Origin of the sequence: Micromonospora phaseoli, assembly GCF_900109115.1 — a bacterium.
Taxonomy (GTDB): domain Bacteria; phylum Actinomycetota; class Actinomycetes; order Mycobacteriales; family Micromonosporaceae; genus Micromonospora; species Micromonospora phaseoli.
Genome location: NZ_FNYV01000004.1, coordinates 98031 through 114387, shown reverse-complemented (window position 1 = coordinate 114387; position 16357 = coordinate 98031). Strand labels below are relative to the sequence as shown.

General features: G+C 72.0%; 17 protein-coding genes and 1 pseudogene. 12 read left to right on the top strand and 6 right to left on the bottom strand.

Going from position 1 to position 16357, the window contains the following annotated elements:
• Positions 1 to 4 precede the first annotated feature (4 nt).
• The 6 genes from BMY89_RS12065 to BMY89_RS12040 all read left to right on the top strand — a co-directional run bounded on the left by BMY89_RS12065 (position 5) and on the right by BMY89_RS12040 (position 5881).
• Positions 5 to 943, top strand: coding sequence for a thioesterase family protein (locus BMY89_RS12065; RefSeq protein ID WP_092379624.1), 939 nt, complete (start codon positions 5 to 7; stop codon positions 941 to 943).
• On the top strand, positions 940 to 1641 hold the full coding sequence (locus BMY89_RS12060; protein WP_092379621.1) for a 2-hydroxychromene-2-carboxylate isomerase: 702 nt from the start codon (positions 940 to 942) through the stop codon (positions 1639 to 1641). Before BMY89_RS12065 ends, BMY89_RS12060 begins: the two co-directional genes overlap by 4 nt.
• A complete protein-coding gene (locus BMY89_RS12055; protein ID WP_092379619.1) occupies positions 1638 to 2372 on the top strand; it encodes a class II aldolase/adducin family protein in 735 nt (244 codons plus the stop codon). The genes BMY89_RS12060 and BMY89_RS12055 overlap by 4 nt, the downstream gene beginning before the upstream one ends.
• Before the next feature lie 16 nt (positions 2373 to 2388).
• Positions 2389 to 3942: an AMP-binding protein gene (locus BMY89_RS12050; RefSeq protein ID WP_092379617.1), complete on the top strand. Its 1554-nt coding sequence runs from the start codon at positions 2389 to 2391 to the stop codon at positions 3940 to 3942.
• Positions 3939 to 5198: a cytochrome P450 gene (locus BMY89_RS12045; RefSeq protein ID WP_092379615.1), complete on the top strand. Its 1260-nt coding sequence runs from the start codon at positions 3939 to 3941 to the stop codon at positions 5196 to 5198. Before BMY89_RS12050 ends, BMY89_RS12045 begins: the two co-directional genes overlap by 4 nt.
• Positions 5199 to 5365: 167 nt before the next feature.
• Complete coding sequence (locus BMY89_RS12040; RefSeq protein ID WP_092379612.1) at positions 5366 to 5881, top strand: hypothetical protein; 516 nt, start codon at positions 5366 to 5368, stop codon at positions 5879 to 5881.
• Positions 5882 to 5958: 77 nt separating this feature from the next.
• Here the strand turns inward: BMY89_RS12040 and BMY89_RS12035 are convergent, their stop codons facing one another.
• The 3 genes from BMY89_RS12035 to BMY89_RS12025 all read right to left on the bottom strand — a co-directional run bounded on the left by BMY89_RS12035 (position 5959) and on the right by BMY89_RS12025 (position 7408).
• Complete coding sequence (locus BMY89_RS12035) at positions 5959 to 6606, bottom strand: STAS domain-containing protein (protein ID WP_092379610.1); 648 nt, start codon at positions 6604 to 6606, stop codon at positions 5959 to 5961.
• Between the two features lie 86 nt (positions 6607 to 6692).
• Positions 6693 to 6962 carry a GlsB/YeaQ/YmgE family stress response membrane protein gene (locus BMY89_RS12030; protein ID WP_092379607.1) on the bottom strand — a complete coding sequence of 90 codons (270 nt, stop codon included), beginning with the start codon at positions 6960 to 6962 and terminating at the stop codon, positions 6693 to 6695.
• Positions 6963 to 6991: 29 nt separating this feature from the next.
• On the bottom strand, positions 6992 to 7408 hold the full coding sequence (locus BMY89_RS12025; protein ID WP_232521251.1) for an STAS domain-containing protein: 417 nt from the start codon (positions 7406 to 7408) through the stop codon (positions 6992 to 6994).
• A 191-nt stretch (positions 7409 to 7599) separates the two neighbouring features.
• Between BMY89_RS12025 and BMY89_RS12020 the strand changes: the two genes are divergently transcribed.
• The 5 genes from BMY89_RS12020 to htpG all read left to right on the top strand — a co-directional run bounded on the left by BMY89_RS12020 (position 7600) and on the right by htpG (position 12724).
• Positions 7600 to 8289, top strand: coding sequence for a response regulator transcription factor (locus BMY89_RS12020; protein WP_092379603.1), 690 nt, complete (start codon positions 7600 to 7602; stop codon positions 8287 to 8289).
• Positions 8286 to 9641, top strand: a complete 1356-nt coding sequence (locus BMY89_RS12015) for a sensor histidine kinase (RefSeq protein WP_092379601.1) — start codon at positions 8286 to 8288, stop codon at positions 9639 to 9641. Before BMY89_RS12020 ends, BMY89_RS12015 begins: the two co-directional genes overlap by 4 nt.
• Positions 9638 to 10231: a GerMN domain-containing protein gene (locus BMY89_RS12010; protein ID WP_092379599.1), complete on the top strand. Its 594-nt coding sequence runs from the start codon at positions 9638 to 9640 to the stop codon at positions 10229 to 10231. The genes BMY89_RS12015 and BMY89_RS12010 overlap by 4 nt, the downstream gene beginning before the upstream one ends.
• A gap of 136 nt (positions 10232 to 10367) precedes the next feature.
• The gene (locus tag BMY89_RS12005; protein WP_092379596.1) at positions 10368 to 10634 is read left to right on the top strand and encodes a GlsB/YeaQ/YmgE family stress response membrane protein; all 267 of its coding nucleotides are present in this window, start codon (positions 10368 to 10370) and stop codon (positions 10632 to 10634) included.
• A gap of 233 nt (positions 10635 to 10867) precedes the next feature.
• Positions 10868 to 12724, top strand: a complete 1857-nt coding sequence (htpG, locus tag BMY89_RS12000) for a molecular chaperone HtpG (protein WP_232521311.1) — start codon at positions 10868 to 10870, stop codon at positions 12722 to 12724.
• Between the two features lie 79 nt (positions 12725 to 12803).
• Here the strand turns inward: htpG and BMY89_RS11995 are convergent, their stop codons facing one another.
• Positions 12804 to 13415 carry a hypothetical protein gene (locus BMY89_RS11995; RefSeq protein WP_139217934.1) on the bottom strand — a complete coding sequence of 204 codons (612 nt, stop codon included), beginning with the start codon at positions 13413 to 13415 and terminating at the stop codon, positions 12804 to 12806.
• Between the two features lie 208 nt (positions 13416 to 13623).
• On the opposite strand from BMY89_RS11995, the pseudogene BMY89_RS11990 reads away from it, so the two are divergent.
• A pseudogene (locus tag BMY89_RS11990) lies at positions 13624 to 14481 on the top strand (diacylglycerol/lipid kinase family protein); the annotation flags it as partial.
• On the opposite strand, the gene BMY89_RS11985 reads toward BMY89_RS11990, so the two are convergent.
• Positions 14435 to 15718, bottom strand: coding sequence for an MFS transporter (locus BMY89_RS11985; protein WP_198413998.1), 1284 nt, complete (start codon positions 15716 to 15718; stop codon positions 14435 to 14437). The pseudogene BMY89_RS11990 and the gene BMY89_RS11985 overlap by 47 nt on opposite strands.
• A gap of 79 nt (positions 15719 to 15797) precedes the next feature.
• Positions 15798 to 16277 (bottom strand): hypothetical protein, encoded by a 480-nt coding sequence (locus BMY89_RS11980; RefSeq protein ID WP_092379585.1) that lies wholly within the window; start codon positions 16275 to 16277, stop codon positions 15798 to 15800.
• Between the last annotated feature and the right edge of the window lie 80 nt (positions 16278 to 16357).

Below are 16357 nucleotides of genomic sequence, written 5' to 3'. Positions count from 1 at the left end.
ACAGATGACCAGTGCACCCACCGCCCCGCTGACCGTCCTGGTCGGGCGGCCCCGGTACGAGGGGGCCAACATCCGTACCTGGATCGGCTTCAAGCACTTCGTCTACCTGGTGGAGGAGGCGGTGCTGCAGTGGCTGCGCGATCGGGGCCCCGGCGCCCGGGACCTCTTCCACGACCACGGCCTGGGCGTGGAGTTCGTCGACTGCTCGGTGCAGCTGCCGGCGGTGCTGGAGGTCGACGACGAGGTGCGGGTGGAGGTGACCGGAGAGTCCGGCGGCCGGCTGGCGGTGCTGATGACGGTGTACCGGGACGGCCGGGACCAGGTGGTGCTGCGGGGTCGGGTACGCGTCGCGTTGGTGACCGAGCCCGCAGCGACGACGTCGGCGCCCGCGCCCGCGCACCTGGCCGACCTGGTGGTGCCGACGGTCGGTGCGGCCGGGGTGGTCGCCCGACCCGGCCACCGGCCGATCGGCGCCGGCGAGACGGTCGCCGACGTGCTGGCCCCGGTCGGGTCGAACGCGTTCCTGTGGACCTGGCGGGCGCCGTACTTCTACTGCCACTTCTCCGACCGGGTGCAGCACTCCGGCTACGTGCGGGCGCTGGAGGAGGTGGTGGACCGCTTCCTGGCCGACCGGGGCATCTCGGTGGGCCGGCTGGTTCGCGAGCGGTCCTGGATCCCGGTGGTCTCCCGGGCCCGGGTACGGCTGGTCGAGGCGGCCCAGATGGAGGAGGAGGTGCACACCGTGCTGACCGTCACCGGAATCCTGCGAGGCGTCATGTTCGACGCCCGGATGGACTGCTACGTGCGCCGGGGCGACCGGTTGGTGCACACCGCCACCGCGAACATCCTGCACGGGTACGCGATCAGCGCCGGCCCGCACGCCGGTGAGCTGGCCGAGTTCGACGACGAGGTGCTGCGCGCGTTGTCCGGGGGTGTGGCGTGAAGCGTCGGCCCCGGTTGTACTTCTCGTTCCGCAGCCCGTACAGCTGGCTCACCGTGCACCGACTGCGTCGCGAGGTACCCGACATCCTCGACCGGGTCGACTGCTATCCGTACTGGGATCCGGACGCGAAGACCACCGCGGGGCTGGCGGAGCGCGGCGCGGAGCTGCACTACGTGCAGATGAGCCGGGCCAAGCACCGCTACATCCTGCTGGACACCAAGCGGCTGGCCCAGCGGGCCGGCCTGGCGATGGCCTGGCCGATCGACGTGGACCCGTGGTGGGAACTGCCGCACCTGGCCTGGCTGCGGGCCCGCCGCGAGGGACGGGCGGTGGCGTTCTACGACGCGCTGGTGGCGGCCCGTTGGGAGCGCGGGGAGGACATCTGCACCCCGGAGGTGATCGCCCGGGCCGCCGTGGTGGCCGGGGTCGACCCCGAAGCCGCCCAGGCCGCCCCGGAGGACGCGGAGATCCGGGCGGAGGGGATCGACTGCCTGGCCGCCGCGTACGACGACGACGTGTTCGGCATCCCGTACCTGCGCTGGGGCCGTCACCGGTTCTGGGGGCTCGACCGGGTCGATCACTTCCTGGCCGCCTGGCGTACCGACACCAGTACCCCGGCGGGCCCGACGACGGCCGTGCCCGCCGCGGTGCTGGCGGGCGCCGCCTTCGACACCGACACCGCGGGAGGTTGCGGATGACCGGGCGTACGCCGGCGCAGGAGCGCCTGCGACGGCAGCGGCAACTGGCCGCGACCTGCCGGCTCTTTGCCCGCTACGGGTTCGACGAGGGGGCCGGCGGTCACGTGACCGCCCGTGACCCGCAGGAACCGGACCGGTTCTGGATCAACCCGTTCGGCATGCACTTCGGTCACGTGCGGGTCAGCGACCTGCTGCTGGTGGACGAGGCCGGCGAGGTGCTGGAGGGTTCCGGGCGGATCAACCCGGCCGGGTACGTCATCCACTCGCACGTGCACGCCGCGCGGCCCGACGTGGTCGCCGCCGCGCACACCCACTCCACCCACGGACGGGCGTGGTCGGCGCTGGGTCGTCCACTGGATCCGATCACCCAGGACGCCTGCGCGTTCTACGACGACCACACCGTCTTCGACGACTACACCGGGGTGGTGCTCGCCGACGAGGAGGGCAAGCGGATCGCCGACGCCCTCGGCGAGGCCAAGGCCGTCGTGCTGCGCAACCACGGGCTGCTCACCGTCGGCGGCTCGGTGGCCGAGGCGGCGTGGTGGTTCATCGCCATGGACCGCAGCTGCCAGGTCCAGCTGCTCGCCGAGGCGGCCGGGCGGCCCGTGCTGATCGGCGCGGCCGAGGCCGCCGAGACCCGGCGCACGATCGGCACCCCGGGGATCGCCCGGCTGAACTTCCGGCCGCTCTACGCCGACATCGTCCGGGCACAGCCGGATCTGCTGGACTGAGTCGAAGGGGACACCGATGGCCGTACTGCTACGGGACCTGGCCGGGGCGGCCGGCGTGCCGGCGCTGGGTGACCCGACCGGCACGCTGGACTGGTCGGGTCTCGACGCTCGGGTCAACCGGTGGATCCGGTTGCTGCGCGTGCAGGGGCTGCGGGTCGGCGACACGATGGCGGTGGTCTGCGGCAACCGGCGGGAGAGCATCGAGGCGCTGCTCGCCGCCATCCACACCGGAGTGACGGTGGTGCCGGTCAACTGGCACCTGACGGCCCCCGAGATCGCGTACCTGCTGACGGACTCGGCGAGCCGGCTGGTGCTGACCGAGCCGGCGTACGCGGCCGTGGTCGACGAGGCGGTGCGGGCCGCCGGCGTACCGGTCCGCCAACTGGTGACGGGGGAGCAGGATCTCGCCGACGCGCAGGCGGTCGAACCGCTGCTCGCCGTTGTCGCCGACGACGAGCCGGGCGAGCAGGTCTGCGGCTCCACCATGCTCTACACCTCCGGCACCACGGGTGCGCCGAAGGGGGTACGGAACGGGCTGTTCCGCACCGGTGCGCCGTTCGGCCGGGTGGAGCGGCTGCTGGCGTACGCCGGGCATGCGCTGGCGGTGCCGGCGCGCGGCGCGGTGCTGCTGGTCGGCCCGTGGTACCACTCCGCGCAGTTGTTCTTCGCGCTGCTGCCGTTGCTGCGCGGCAGTCGGCTGGTGCTGCACGAACGGTTCGAGCCGGCGGCGTTCCTGACCGCGGTGGCCGAGCATCGGATCACCGCCTGCCACCTGGTGCCCACCCAGTTCGTCCGGCTGCTGCGGCTGGACGCCGCCGTCCGGGCGCGGGCCGACGTGAGCAGCCTGCGGGTGGTGTGGCACGGCGGGGGGCCCTGCCCGGTCGAGGTGAAGCGCCGGATGATCGAGTGGTGGGGGCCGGTGGTGGTCGAGTACTACGCGGCCACCGAGGCGGGGGTGGTCACCCTCATCGGCGCCGACGACTGGCTGCGTCGGCCGGGCAGCGTCGGCCGGGCCGTGCCGCCCAACGAGGTCGTCATCCTGGATCCGGACGGCGCCGCGTTGCCACCCGGTCAGCCCGGACGGGTCTTCGTACGCCGGTCCGGGCAGACGTTCGAATACCACAACGCCCCGGAGCAGACCCGCGACGCGCACCTGCGTCCCGGCGTGTTCACCTACGGCGAGACCGGCTTCCTCGACGACGCCGGCTACCTCTACCTGACCGGCCGGGCCCGGGAGCTGATCATCTCGGGTGGGGTGAACATCTACCCGGCCGAGGTGCAGGCGGTCCTGCTGTCCCATCCGGCGGTGCGGGACGCGGCGGTGACCGGAGAGCCCGACGACGAGTACGGCGAGCGGGTGGTCGCCGTCGTCGAACTGGATCGGCACCGGCTCGATCCGGTCGACGCCCCGCAGGTGCTGGACGGGTTCTGCCGGCGGTCCCTGGCCGGCTTCAAGGTGCCCCGACGGTGGCGGTTCGTCGCCGAGCTGCCCCGCGACGGCACCGGCAAGCTCCGCCACGACGTGCTGCGCGAGCTGCTGCGCCCGCAGGCCGCCGGGGAGCGGTCGTGAGTCCGGTGGCGCAGCGTCCGGACGTGGCGCATCCGCAGACGTACGGCGTCGGGGTGCCGCACGCGGAGTTCGCCCGGATGCGGCGGGACGAGCCGGTGTGCTGGGTGCCGGAGCCGGCGCTCTGGCGGCGCGGTGGCGCCGGCCGGATGCTCAGCCAGGGCTCCGGATTCTGGGCGGTCACCAGCCATGACGGTGTCGTCGCCGCGTCCCGGCAGCCGGAGCTGTTCTCCTCCGGCCGTAAGGGGGCGTTCCTGCCCGACCCGCGCACCACGGCGGATCTCGAACAGGCCCGGCAACTGCTGGTGAACATGGACGCGCCGCAGCACTCCCGGATCCGGCGGCTGGTCACCGCCGTGTTCACCCCACGGGCGATCCGGGCGTTGCAGGACAGCGTCGCCGCCCACGCGCACCACCTGGTGCGGCGGGCGGTGCGTCGTCAGGAGTGCGACGTGGTCGCCGACCTCGCCGCCGAACTGCCGTTGCTGGTCCTGGCGGACCTGCTCGGCCTGCCCCGCGAGGACCGGCACCTGCTGCACCGCTGGAGCAACAACCTCGTCGGCTTCGACGATCCCGAGTACGGCGGCGGGGACGTGGAGGCCTACCGCAGGACGTTCTTCGAGGCGTTCCAGTACGCGCTCGAGGTCGCCGCCCAGCGCCGCCGGTCGCCTCGCGACGACCTGATGACGTTGCTGGCGACCAGCGAGGTGGACGGCCGTCGACTCTCCGATCGCGAGTTCTGTAGCTTCTGGCTGTTGCTGGTGGTGGCCGGCAACGAGACGACCCGACACCTCATCTCCGGTGCCGTCCTGGCGCTGCTGTCGGATCCGGCGCAGCGGGATAGGTTGTCGCGTGACGGGACGCTGCTGCCCGAGGCGACGGAGGAGTTGCTGCGTTGGGTCACCCCGATCATGCAGTTCCGGCGTACCGCCACCCAGGACACCGAGCTGGGCGGCCGATCCATCGCCGAGGGGGACAAGGTGGTGCTGTGGTACGTGTCGGCGAACCGGGACGCGCGCGTCTTCGACGATGCGGACACGTTACGGCTGGACCGTGATCCGAACCCGCACCTGTCCTTCGGCATGGGGCCGCACTTCTGTCTCGGCGCCCATCTGGCCCGGCTGGAGGCGCAGACCATGCTGCGGGAACTGGCGCCGCACCTGGCGCGCTTCGAGGTGACCGGCCCGGTCGTCCGGCTGGAGAGCAACTTCGTCAACGGGCTGAAGTCGCTACCCGGACGTTTCACCTCGCCCCGCTGATGACGGTCCACCGGAAAGCGACGTGCGTGTCGGCCACGGTCGGCGGCGTCGACACGTGTCGGTTGCGGTCTGTAAGGAAGCAGCTCAATCCGCTAATCTGGTTAAGATGTTCAACCACCACACTGCCGGGGTGTGTGCTGTGATGTGACGAACAGCGGAGGGTAGCGATGGGTGACTACACAATCACCATCAGAGCCGAGAACGCCGAAACCGAAACCGTCATCTGCGTCGACATGGACGGTTCGACGCCGCGGGTGGTGGAGCTCGTGATGCGGGCCGGCAGTGGCATCTCGGCACCGACCCTCCCCTCCTTCGATCTGAACCTCCTGCTGCGCGCGCTCTTCCCTGACCACGCGACACCGGTGACACCGGCGGCGGCCGAGCGCGCCCTCGGATCGTCCACCGAGGAGCCGCCCAGCGAGCAGCCGCGAAGCTCGGCCACCGGCAAGCGGTCCGTGCGAACCGGTGCCAACCGCACCGCGGCCGGCGCGGCGCGCCGGCGTACCGAAGCGTCGGTGCCCAAAGGGCGTGTCTACCGGCGCATGCCGGACGACGTGGTCGACGTCTTCAACCGCACCGGCACCGTCACCGCCGTCGCCGAACACTACGGCGTGCCCCGACACACCGCGCAGGGCTGGATCGGTCGACTGCGCCGCCGTGGCGGTTTCTCCGCCGCCTCCTGATCGTCGTACGCCGGTGCTGCCCGGCACTCACCGGCGCGCTGGCGTCTTCACACGCCGTGTCCGAGATGGGATGACGGTCATACCGTCACGCTGCCGGCGGTCCGGCGGGTAGCCGGCACCGCTGGCAGCGGCGGCACTGCCGGCACTGGCGGTGACACCGCGGTCGGGGTCGCGGGCGCGGTCGGGTTGGCGGCGGCCCGCAGGTGCGCCACGGCGGCGTCGAGGCTGTCGACGATGGGGAACACCCCGTCGAGTTTCATGGTGTGCAGCACGGTGCGGACGAACCTCGACGGCGCGGCCAGGAACAGCTGCCCGCCGCGCTCACGGATGTCCCGATGGGCCCGGACCAGCAGGCCCAGCCCGGCCGAGTCGATGACCTGCACTCCGACCAGATCGACCACGACGGTGCCATCCACGTCGACCGCGGTGCGCAGCGCGGCGCGCAACGCGTCCTCGGTGCCCGGTTCGACGTCGCCGCCGGCGGCGATGACCGGCACCTCCTCGGTGTTCGGGCGGGCGCCGCGCGGTGCCGTGCCGGTGGGCATGGTGCTGCACCGCGGGCAGCGGTGCGGGCCGGTGGCGAACGGCGAGCCGCTCCAACCATGGTCGGAGACCAGCGTCCAGACGACCTCGGCGTCGGGCAGCACACAGGCGGTGCCGGTGGTGGTCTCGCCGCAGACGTCGCAGATCAGCGTCATCAGCTTGTCGTCCGGTACGACGGTCATCCTGCTTCCTCTCCGGTGTCCCGGCCGGTGCGGCCGGGACAGGGACTCGGGGCTCCGGCCGGGTGGCGCCGTCGCCGGACGAACGGTTAGCGGGAGTCGGAGCGTTCCTTGCCGGCGGTGGCGATCACGATCACCACGCCGGTCGCGGCGAGACCGGCCTGCACGACCAGGCTGAGCAGACTGAATCCTTGAACGCCGGCGAGCCACGCGGTGATGGCGCCGAGCAACGCGGCGACGCCACCGATGGTCATGGTGAGCCACAGCGGCACGGCCGGGCGACCGGGAAGGACGAACCGGCCGAGCCAGCCGACGGCGAGGCCGACGGCGAGAGCCGTGCCGATCCCGGCGATGGTCATGCTGCTCCTCGTCCTCGCGGTTCGGTGCGTCAGGTGCGTACGGTGACGGTCGCGCGGCCGTAAGCGGTGGCGCGTGGCACGGCATCCGGCAGCGGGGCATCGCCGGCCGATGCGGTCCCCGCGCCGGCCGCGACCACGGTCGGGGGGGCGGTGGGCACCGCCGGCGCCGGGCTGGCGTCGGTGCGTACCGGCAGGATGTGGTCGAGTCGGGCGGTCTGAAGAATGCGGATGATGCGCGGGTTCGGGTTGCGCACCGAGAGCACCCCGCCGGCGCGGATCATCCGACGGTGCACGTCGAGCAGGAGCCCGATGGCCGCGGCGTCGATGTGTCGGCAGTCGGCCAGGTCGATCACGATCTGCTCCGGGTGCAGGGCCAGCAGCTGGTCGAAGACCGCGCCGGTCTCCGGCAGGCAGGCCAGGTCCAGCTCGGTGATGGATACCTCCACGAACGGAACCGAACACTCGGGGCGGCGCGGGGTGATCACGTCGAGGCCCCCTCTCATGGTGTCCTGAGGTCGTTCTCACCCTGCCCAGCGGGGTTGGCGGGCACCGCGCGGACGTATGACAGTTGCATGACAAAACCCCCTTAAGTCGACTGCGGTTGGCCGGTCGGTGATGGCTTGGGGATGATTCCGGTATGACAGCGGTACTGGTGATCGAGGACGACGACCGGATCCGGTTGGCGTTGCTGCTCGCCCTGGAGGACGAGGGCTACGAGGCCCGGGGGGCGGCCACCGCCGAGGAGGGGCTGCGCTCGCAGCGCCGGGAACCGGCCGACTACGTCCTGGTCGACCTGATGCTGCCCGGTATCGACGGCTTCGAGGGCATCCGTCAACTGCGCCGCGACGACGACGTGCCCATCGTGGTGGTCAGCGCGCGCGACGACACCCATGACATCGTCGCCGCGCTGGAGGCCGGGGCGGACGACTACGTGGTCAAACCGGTGGCGATCAAGGAGCTGACCGCCCGGTTGCGGGCCCTGCGCCGGCGCGGCCGCACGGTGAGCTCGGCGGACACCCAGGAGGCGGTGCCGGTCTTCGCCTTCGGTGAGCTGGAGGTCAGCCCGGAGGCCGGGGAGGTACGCCGCTCGGGCGAGCCGGTCGCCGTCACCCGCACCGAGTTCCGGCTGCTCTGCGAGCTGGTCGAGCACGCCGGTCGGGTGCTCTCGCGCCAGCAGTTGCTCAGCCGGGTCTGGGGGTACGACACCGGCGACGAACGACTGGTCGACGTGCACGTCGGCCGGCTGCGACAGAAGATCGAGACCGATCCGGCCAATCCCCGGCATCTGGTGACACTGCGCGGCCTCGGCTACAAACTCCAGAGATGAGACGCCTCGGACTGCGCGCCCGGGTCACCGCCGCGTTCGCGGTAGGTGCGCTGCTGCTGTCGGCATCGATGGCCCTGGTGTCGTACGAGCTGACCCGCCGCACCCTGCTCGACGAGCGGGAGCGCACCGTGCTGCGGGCGGCGTACTACGACGCGGCGGTGGTTCGGGCGGGGCTGAACATCGAGAACCCGGACGTGGTGGAGGCGCTGCGGGCGCTGGACACCGGCAGCGGCCGGCGACCCTTGATCCTTCTCGACGGCGAGTGGTACGCCCGCGGCGCCGACTCCGGACTCACCACCGCTATTCCGACCCGGATGCAGGATCTGGTCTCGGCCGGGGAACCGGCGGTGCAGCGCGTCCGCGTCAACGACCACCCGGTCATGCTGGTCGGCGTGCCGCTGTCGGAGTCGGCCGGCTTCTACGAGATCGCCTCGCTGCGGGAGTTGGAGCAGACCTTCCAGATCCTGGCGCTGGCGCTGACCGCGGTCGCGATCATGGTGGCCGGCTCGGGGGCGGCCCTCGGCTGGTATGCCACCCGACACGGGTTGCGCCCGTTGACCGCCGTCGCCGACGCCGCCGAGCGGATCTCCGCCGGTGACTTCACCACCCGGCTCGCGCCGGACACCGACCCGGACCTGACCCGCCTCTCGACCTCCTTCAACCGGATGGTCGACCAGTTGGCCCAGCGCATCGACCGGGATCGGCGTTTCGCCGCCGACGTCAGCCACGAACTGCGCTCTCCGTTGCAGACGCTCGCCGCGGCGGCGAGTGTGCTGGCCCGCCGCCGGGAGAACCAGGACGAGCGGACCGCCACCGCGGCCCGGCTGGTGGCCGACGAGATCGACCGCTTCCAGCAGCTGGTCAACGACCTGCTGGACCTGGCCCGCAGCGACAAACCGGTGCACCGGGAGCCGGTTGACCTGGCGCAGCTCGCCCGACAGGCGTGCCGCGACCGGGACCTGCCGGATTCGATGGTGCAGCTGGCACCGGACACACCGGCGATCTGGCGGGTGGATCAGCGCCGGGTCGCGCAGGTGTTGACGAACCTGCTCGACAACGCCGAGCGCTACGGCGCCGGACCGGTCGCGGTGCGGCTCTCCCACGACGGTGACACCGGCGTGCTCGAGGTGGACGACGAGGGCCCGGGAGTGCCGATGGAGGACCGCAAGGCGATCTTCGACCGCTTCGTGCGCGGCCGGGCGGCCAACTATCGGGGTGGCGGCGACGGCACCGGCCTCGGGCTCGCGCTGGTGGCTCAGCACGCCGCCGCGCACGGCGGGGACGCCTCGGTCAGCGACCGCCCCGAGGGCGGGGCCCGGTTCCGGGTCACCCTGCCCGGGAGCCTCTCATGACCCGCGCCGTCACGGCTCGCGCCCTTACCGCCCGGGCCGTCGCGGTCGCCGCCGTGTTAACCCTGGTGGCGGCGTGCGGGGTGCCTGCCGAGGACCTGCCCCGCACCGTCACCCCGCCGCCCGGCCCCTTCCCGTACTCGGCGACCGCCGCGCCGACGGCCGCCGAGACCGGCGCGGCGACCGAGGTGCTCTACTTCTCCCGCGACGACCGCCTGGTGCCGGTGATCCGCCGGATCGACCAGGCACCCGCTCTCGACGCCCAACTGCGGGACCTGCTCGCCGGGCCGACGCCCGCCGAGCGCGACGACGGCGTGACCAGCGCCCTGCCGGGGGCGTTCAGCAGCGCGGTGGTCGAGCTCGCGGACGGCGTGGCCCGGGTCACGGTCGCTGCGGCCGCCGTGGACACCGGCCGCAGCGACGGGCTGCTGGCGTACGGGCAAATCGTGTGCACGCTCAACGCCCGCACCGACGTCACGGCGGTGCTGTTCCTGGAGGGCGGCGCACCGCTGAGCGTCCCCCGGGCGGACGGTTCGCTGTCGTCGGAGCCGCTCACGGCGGCCGACTACGCCGTCCTGATCAACCCGCGCTGAGGGTGGATGACGGGAGCCCTGCGGGGATGTGACGGTCGCGTGACAAAGCGGTCGACGGCGCGATGTCGGGTTTGACGGTACGGCCGGCGGGGGCACCAGACGGGCGCTGAGTTATACGCCCGGAAGGACGGCTCTCGTGGAAATCCAAGGCTTCTTCACCGCCATCATCATCGGTCTGGTCATCGGCGCCCTCGGTCGGCTCGTCGTGCCGGGCCGCCAGCGCATCCCGATCCTGCTGACTCTCCTGATCGGTATCGTCGCCGCGATTCTCGGCACGCTGTTCGCCGGGCTGATCGGCGTGGACGACACCGCCGGCATCGACTGGATCGAGCTGTTCATCCAGATCGGCTTCGCCGCGGTCGGCGTCTCGCTCGTCGCCGGGACGTACGGTCGCCGACGCTGACCTCCCCTGGCCCCGCCGCCGGTCCGCCCCGTAGGTCAGGGGCGGGCCGGCGGCGGTTCGGGCACCGCCCGTCGGGCGTGTCGGCGCGTTGGTGGACCACCCGGCGCACGCGTACCGCGACGGCTCGTATCCTTTCCGCGAACCGTTGTGTGGACGACCGGAAAGGACATGGTGTGAACGACCGGGCCGAGACGTTGGAGTTCCAGGCCGAAGCGCGTCAGCTGCTCCGGCTGATGGTCCACTCGATCTACTCGAACAAGGACGTCTTCCTTCGCGAGCTGATCTCGAACGCCTCCGACGCGCTGGACAAGCTGCGCCTGGCGTCGCTGGTCGACAAGGAGCTCGACGTCGACACCAGCGACCTGCACATCGCCATCGAGGTGGACCGGGACGCGCGCACCCTCACCGTGCGGGACAACGGCATCGGCATGACCCGCGACGAGGTCGTCGCCGTCATCGGCACCATCGCCAAGTCCGGCACCGCCGAGCTGCTGCGTCAGCTGCGTGAGGCCAAGGACGCCGGTGCGTCGCAGGAGCTGATCGGCCAGTTCGGTGTCGGCTTCTACGCCGCGTTCATGGTCGCCGAGTCAGTCGAGCTGGTGACCCGGCGGGCCGGCGAGAGCGGCGGTACCCGGTGGGAGTCCACCGGCGAGGGCACGTACACCGTCGCCGCGCTGGACGACGTGCCGCAGGGCACGGCGGTGACCCTGCACCTCAAGCCCGCCGACGCCGAGGACAATCTGCACGACTACACCGCCGAGTGGACGATCCGCGAGATCGTCAAGCGCTACTCCGACTTCATCGCCCACCCGATCCGGATGACCGTCGAGCGGCCTGGCGCGGACGACGCCCCCGCCACCACCGAGACGGTGACGCTCAACTCGATGAAGGCGCTGTGGGCCCGCCCGCGCGGTGAGGTCGAGCCGGCCGAGTACCACGAGTTCTACAAGCACGTCAGCCACGACTGGGCGGACCCCCTCGAAACCATCCACATGCGGGGCGAGGGGACGTTCGAGTACGAGGCGCTGCTGTTCATCCCCACGCACGCACCGCTGGATCTCTTCTCCCACCAGGGGCGACGTGGGGTGCAGCTCTACGTCAAGCGCGTCTTCATCATGGACGACTGCGACGCGCTGATGCCCAACTACCTGCGCTTCGTCAAGGGCGTGGTGGACGCCCACGACCTGTCGCTGAACATCTCCCGGGAGATCCTTCAACAGGATCGGCAGATCCGGGCCGTACGCCGCCGCCTGGTCAAGAAGGTCCTCGCCACGGTGAAGGACCTCAAGGCCGACCAGCCGGAGCGGTACCGCACCTTCTGGACCGAGTTCGGCGCCGCGGTCAAGGAGGGGCTGCTGGAGGACACCGACAACCAGGACACCCTGCTGGAGATCCTCTCCGTGGCCTCCACCCACGACCCGGCCGAGTTGACCGACCTGGCCGGCTACGTGAGCCGGATGCGCGAGGGTCAGAGCGACATCTACTACGCGACCGGCGAGAACCGCGCCACCATCGAGAACTCCCCACACATGGAGGCGTTCCGGGCCAAGGGTTACGAGGTGCTGCTGCTCACCGATCCGGTCGACGAGGTGTGGGTGGAACGGGTCGGCAGCTATGCCGGTCGGCCCCTGCGGTCGGTGGCCAAGGGGCAGGTCGACCTGGACACCGAGCAGGAGCGTACCGAGGCCGAGGCCGAGCGGGAGCGGCAGCGCACCGAGTACGCCGACCTGCTCGGCTGGATGGGCGGGGTGCTGGCCGACTCCGTCAAGGAGGTGCGCCTGTCGTCGCGGTTGACCACCTCACCGGCCTGCGTGGTGGGCGACGCGCACGACCTCACCCCGACGCTGGAGAAGATGTACCGGGCGATGGGGCAGGAGGTGCCGAAGGTGAAGCGGATCCTGGAGCTCAACCCGACCCACCCGCTCGTCACCGGTCTGCGCAAGGCGCACGAGCAGGGTGCCACCGACGCGTCCCTGGCCGAGACCGCCGAGCTGCTGTACGGCACCGCGCTGCTCGCCGAGGGCGGCGACCTGGCCGACCCGTCGCGGTTCGCCCGGATCCTCGCCGACCGCCTCGCCCGCACCCTGTAGTCGCGCAATCGCCCTGGCTCGCCCCGGCCCGCTTGTCACATCGGCCGGGGCGAGCCGCGACGTGGCGGTCGGCACCGGCTCAGCCGTCGAGGAGCCGGCGTGCCTGCGTCGAGACCTCGACCGGGTACGACGGATCTGCGTCGAGAACGGCGTTGGCGAGGGCGGTCCGCAGCGAGGCCACCGTGACGGTGCCGGTCCGGTCGGTGATGAGCTGTTCGGGATCGACCTCGGCGAGGGCGAACAGCGCCGTCGAGTAGACGTCCCGCACGGCGTCGTGCGGTGGGAGTTGGAGCATCGAGCCCAGTTCGCCCGAGCTGATCCGGCCCCGCAGCTGGGCATCCCAGACGAGTACGAAGTACCCGATTTCGGCGACCAGCTGCGGGTCGCCCAGTCGCTGTGCCTCGGCGGTGACGGCTGTCAGCCAGCGCCACGGCCGATCGATCCCGAGATCTCCGGTCTGGTGTGCCTGGCGGGCGTTGCGCAGCAACGTCTCCAGGTCGGGTACGCCACCGCCGGCCTGGGCCACTGCCTGCGCGGCCTGCTGCATGAGCTCGTCGTCACCCAGCGCCGAGAGGAAGGCCCTGACCACCCGCCGCGCGACCTCCAGGTCCCCGGGTGCCACGGTGGGCGGTGGTGGCGGTCCTGGCGGTGGTGCGGGCGGCGCCTTGCGTTTCCGGCCGAAGATTCCCACCTGTTCGGCTCCATTCGAGGTTGAGGTGCGGGCTGCCCGCGTACGTGAGGTGACGGGTGCAGCACGGGAAACCGGTCTATCGAATCCTGGTGGATCATGCTGGTTCTGGCAACGTCGTCACGGTGCTCCTCGGTCCTCGGGTGCGGATCCGCGAGCAGTCGTCGTGGTCCGCGCGTCAATCGCGCGCTGGTTGGGTAGAACGGCAGGCATGAGCGCGAGTGTGGTGGTGGACCCGGACAGCCCGCCGGCCCCCGCCGTGACGGTCGGCACCGTCGCGGTCGTGGCCCATCGGAAGAAGAACCTCGGTGGTGGCCTGGACGAGCTGCGCGCCGCCCTGGTCGGCGCGGGTGTGCGGGACCTGCTCTGGTACGAGGTGCCCAAGAGCCGCAAGGCGCCGAAGAAGGTCCGCAGGGCCCTGGACAAGGGTGCTGAGCTGGTTTTCGTCTGGGGCGGCGACGGCATGGTGCAACGTTGTGCAGACACCCTCGCCGGATCGCCGACGCCGATGGCGATCCTGCCCGCCGGCACCGCCAACCTGTTCGCCGGCAACCTCGGTATCCCGGAGGACCTGGCCGAGGCCGTCCGCATCGGGCTGCACGGTACGCGCCGCCGCCTCGACCTCGGCAAACTCAATGGTGAACACTTCGCGGTGATGGCCGGTGCCGGCTTCGACGGCGACCTGATCCGCGAGGCCGACCGGGAGATGAAGGGCCGCCTCGGCCGGCTCGCCTACGTGTGGACGGGCCTGCGACACGTACGCGGCGAGTTGACCCGTACCCGGATCACCGTCGACGGCGACACCTGGTTCGACGGCGAGGCCAGTTGCGTGCTGTTCGGCAACGTCGGCACCATCACTGGCGGCATTCCCGCCTTCGACGACGCCCGCCCGGACAGCGGCTCGCTGGAGATCGGGGTCTCCACGGCCAGCGGTGCCGTCGACTGGGCGCGCACCCTCGGCAAGATGGCCACCGGCCGCTCCGAGGACTCGAAGTTCCTCCGGATCACCCGGGGACGCAAGGTCAGGGTGCGCTTCGCCGAGAAGAAGACGTACGAGATGGACGGGGGTGCCCGCTCCCGGACGAAGCGTCTGAAGGTCCGGGCCGTGCCGGCCGCCCTGACCGTCTGCTGCCCCGAGCCGGATGGCGGGGAGCCGACCGCGACGCCGTAGCGAGCCGCCCGCCGAGCGCGCCGGCGATGAGGCACACGGTGGCGGCGAGGGCGAGCGGCGGTCGGGCACCGAGCAGCACGGCGGCGGACCCCACCGCAGTGGTGACCACGATCGGCCCGAACATGATCGTGTTGGCGGTGGCGGCGACCCGGCCCAGCAGCGCATCCGGGCTGTGTGTCTGCACGGCGGTCACGGCGGCGACGAGCGCCCACGGCAGCCCCACGCCGGCCACGACGGACGCCGCGACGACCCCCGGCCACCAGGGCAGGCACCGGATGAGGCAGCTCGCCGCGAACAGCACCGTGCCGGCCACGCCGACGGCGGTCGGCGGGTACCGCGCGAGCAGCCGGCCGACGATCAGCCCACCGACGAGGGAGCCGGCACCCTGGGCGCTGAGCAGGACGCCGAGGACCGTCGCCGGCCGGCCGAGTACGTCGGTGACGACGGCGTACCCGGCGGCGGTGGTGAAGCCGGACATGCCGATGGTGACCGCGGCGAGCCCCACGGGTACTCGGATCGACGCCGCACCAGACAGGACCGCAAATCCGGCCCGGACTCCCCGAGGCCGGTGCGCGGCCGGTGGCCTGCGGGTCAGTCGCAGCGCGGCGTAGCCGACGGCGGCCAGGGCCGGCAGGACGGCCGCGAGCAGGGCGACGACATGCCCACCCTGCCAGGCGTAGAGGCCGGCGCCGGCCAGCGGGGCGACGAGTTTGACGCCCTCCTGGGCGCTGGCGCGCGCGCCGTTGACATGGCGGAGGTCGGCGGGGGACAGGGCGGCGGGCAGCAGGGCACTCTCGCCCGCGTCGACCAGGACGTAGGCGACTCCGTAGACCGTGGACACGCAGAGCAGGAGCCACGCCTGTGCGGGAGAACGGACCGCCAGCAGGGTGGGCAGGGTGGCGGTCAGGGTCAGGTTGGTCGCGATGACGAGCGGCCGCCGGGGCAGCCGGTCGACGAGGATACCGAGCCACGGGCCGGCGAGGGTGGGTGCGTACACGCAGAGGCCGGCGAGCGCGGCCAGACCGGGGGAGCCGGTGAGGTCGAGCAGCCAGATGCCGGCGACCAGGGCCATGGCGCTGCCGCCGAAGCCGGCCAGCAGGGAGACCGCCACGAACAGGACCGCGTTGCGCCGCACGAGCCGCTCCGAAGGTTGAGTCGAGGTGACTCACATCGTCAGGTTCTGGGCCTGCGCGAAGCAATAGCGGGCAGGGGTGTCAACGTGGCGTTGACAGGATCTGCGCGAGGTCGCGGGCGATGGCGCGTACCGGTGTCGGCAGGTCGGGGCCGGCCTCCGCCAGGTCGACGCAGATCCGCCGGGCCAGGTCGTAGAGGCCGCCCGGCTCGGCGTCGAGGGCGAGGGTCGTGGTGCGGTCGGCCAGCGTGGCCCGGGGGAAGCGTCCCTCCCAGCGCCGGTCGGCGTCGATCCAGCGCCGCAGTTCGCCGAGCAGCTCGCGCAGGGCGGCGATCTCGGCGGGCCAGTGCCGGTCGGCCGCCGACCGCCGGGCCCGCCGCACGGCGGCCAGCCGCTGGCTGCGCTGCTCGGCGGCCTGTCGGCTACCCAGCCCGAGCGCGTCGGCCACCTGGGCCCAGGTGGCACCGGCCTGCCGCGCCCGGTCAATCAGATCCAGCTCGGTGTCATCGAGCTGATCCCGGGCGACCGGTACTCCGGCGAGCAGATCGAGCAGGTCGCGCACCTGTCAACGGTACATTGACGGGCGCGGACGGGCTGCCGTGCGGCCGGCCGGATCCAGCCGGCACCTCGGCCGGCGGTTAG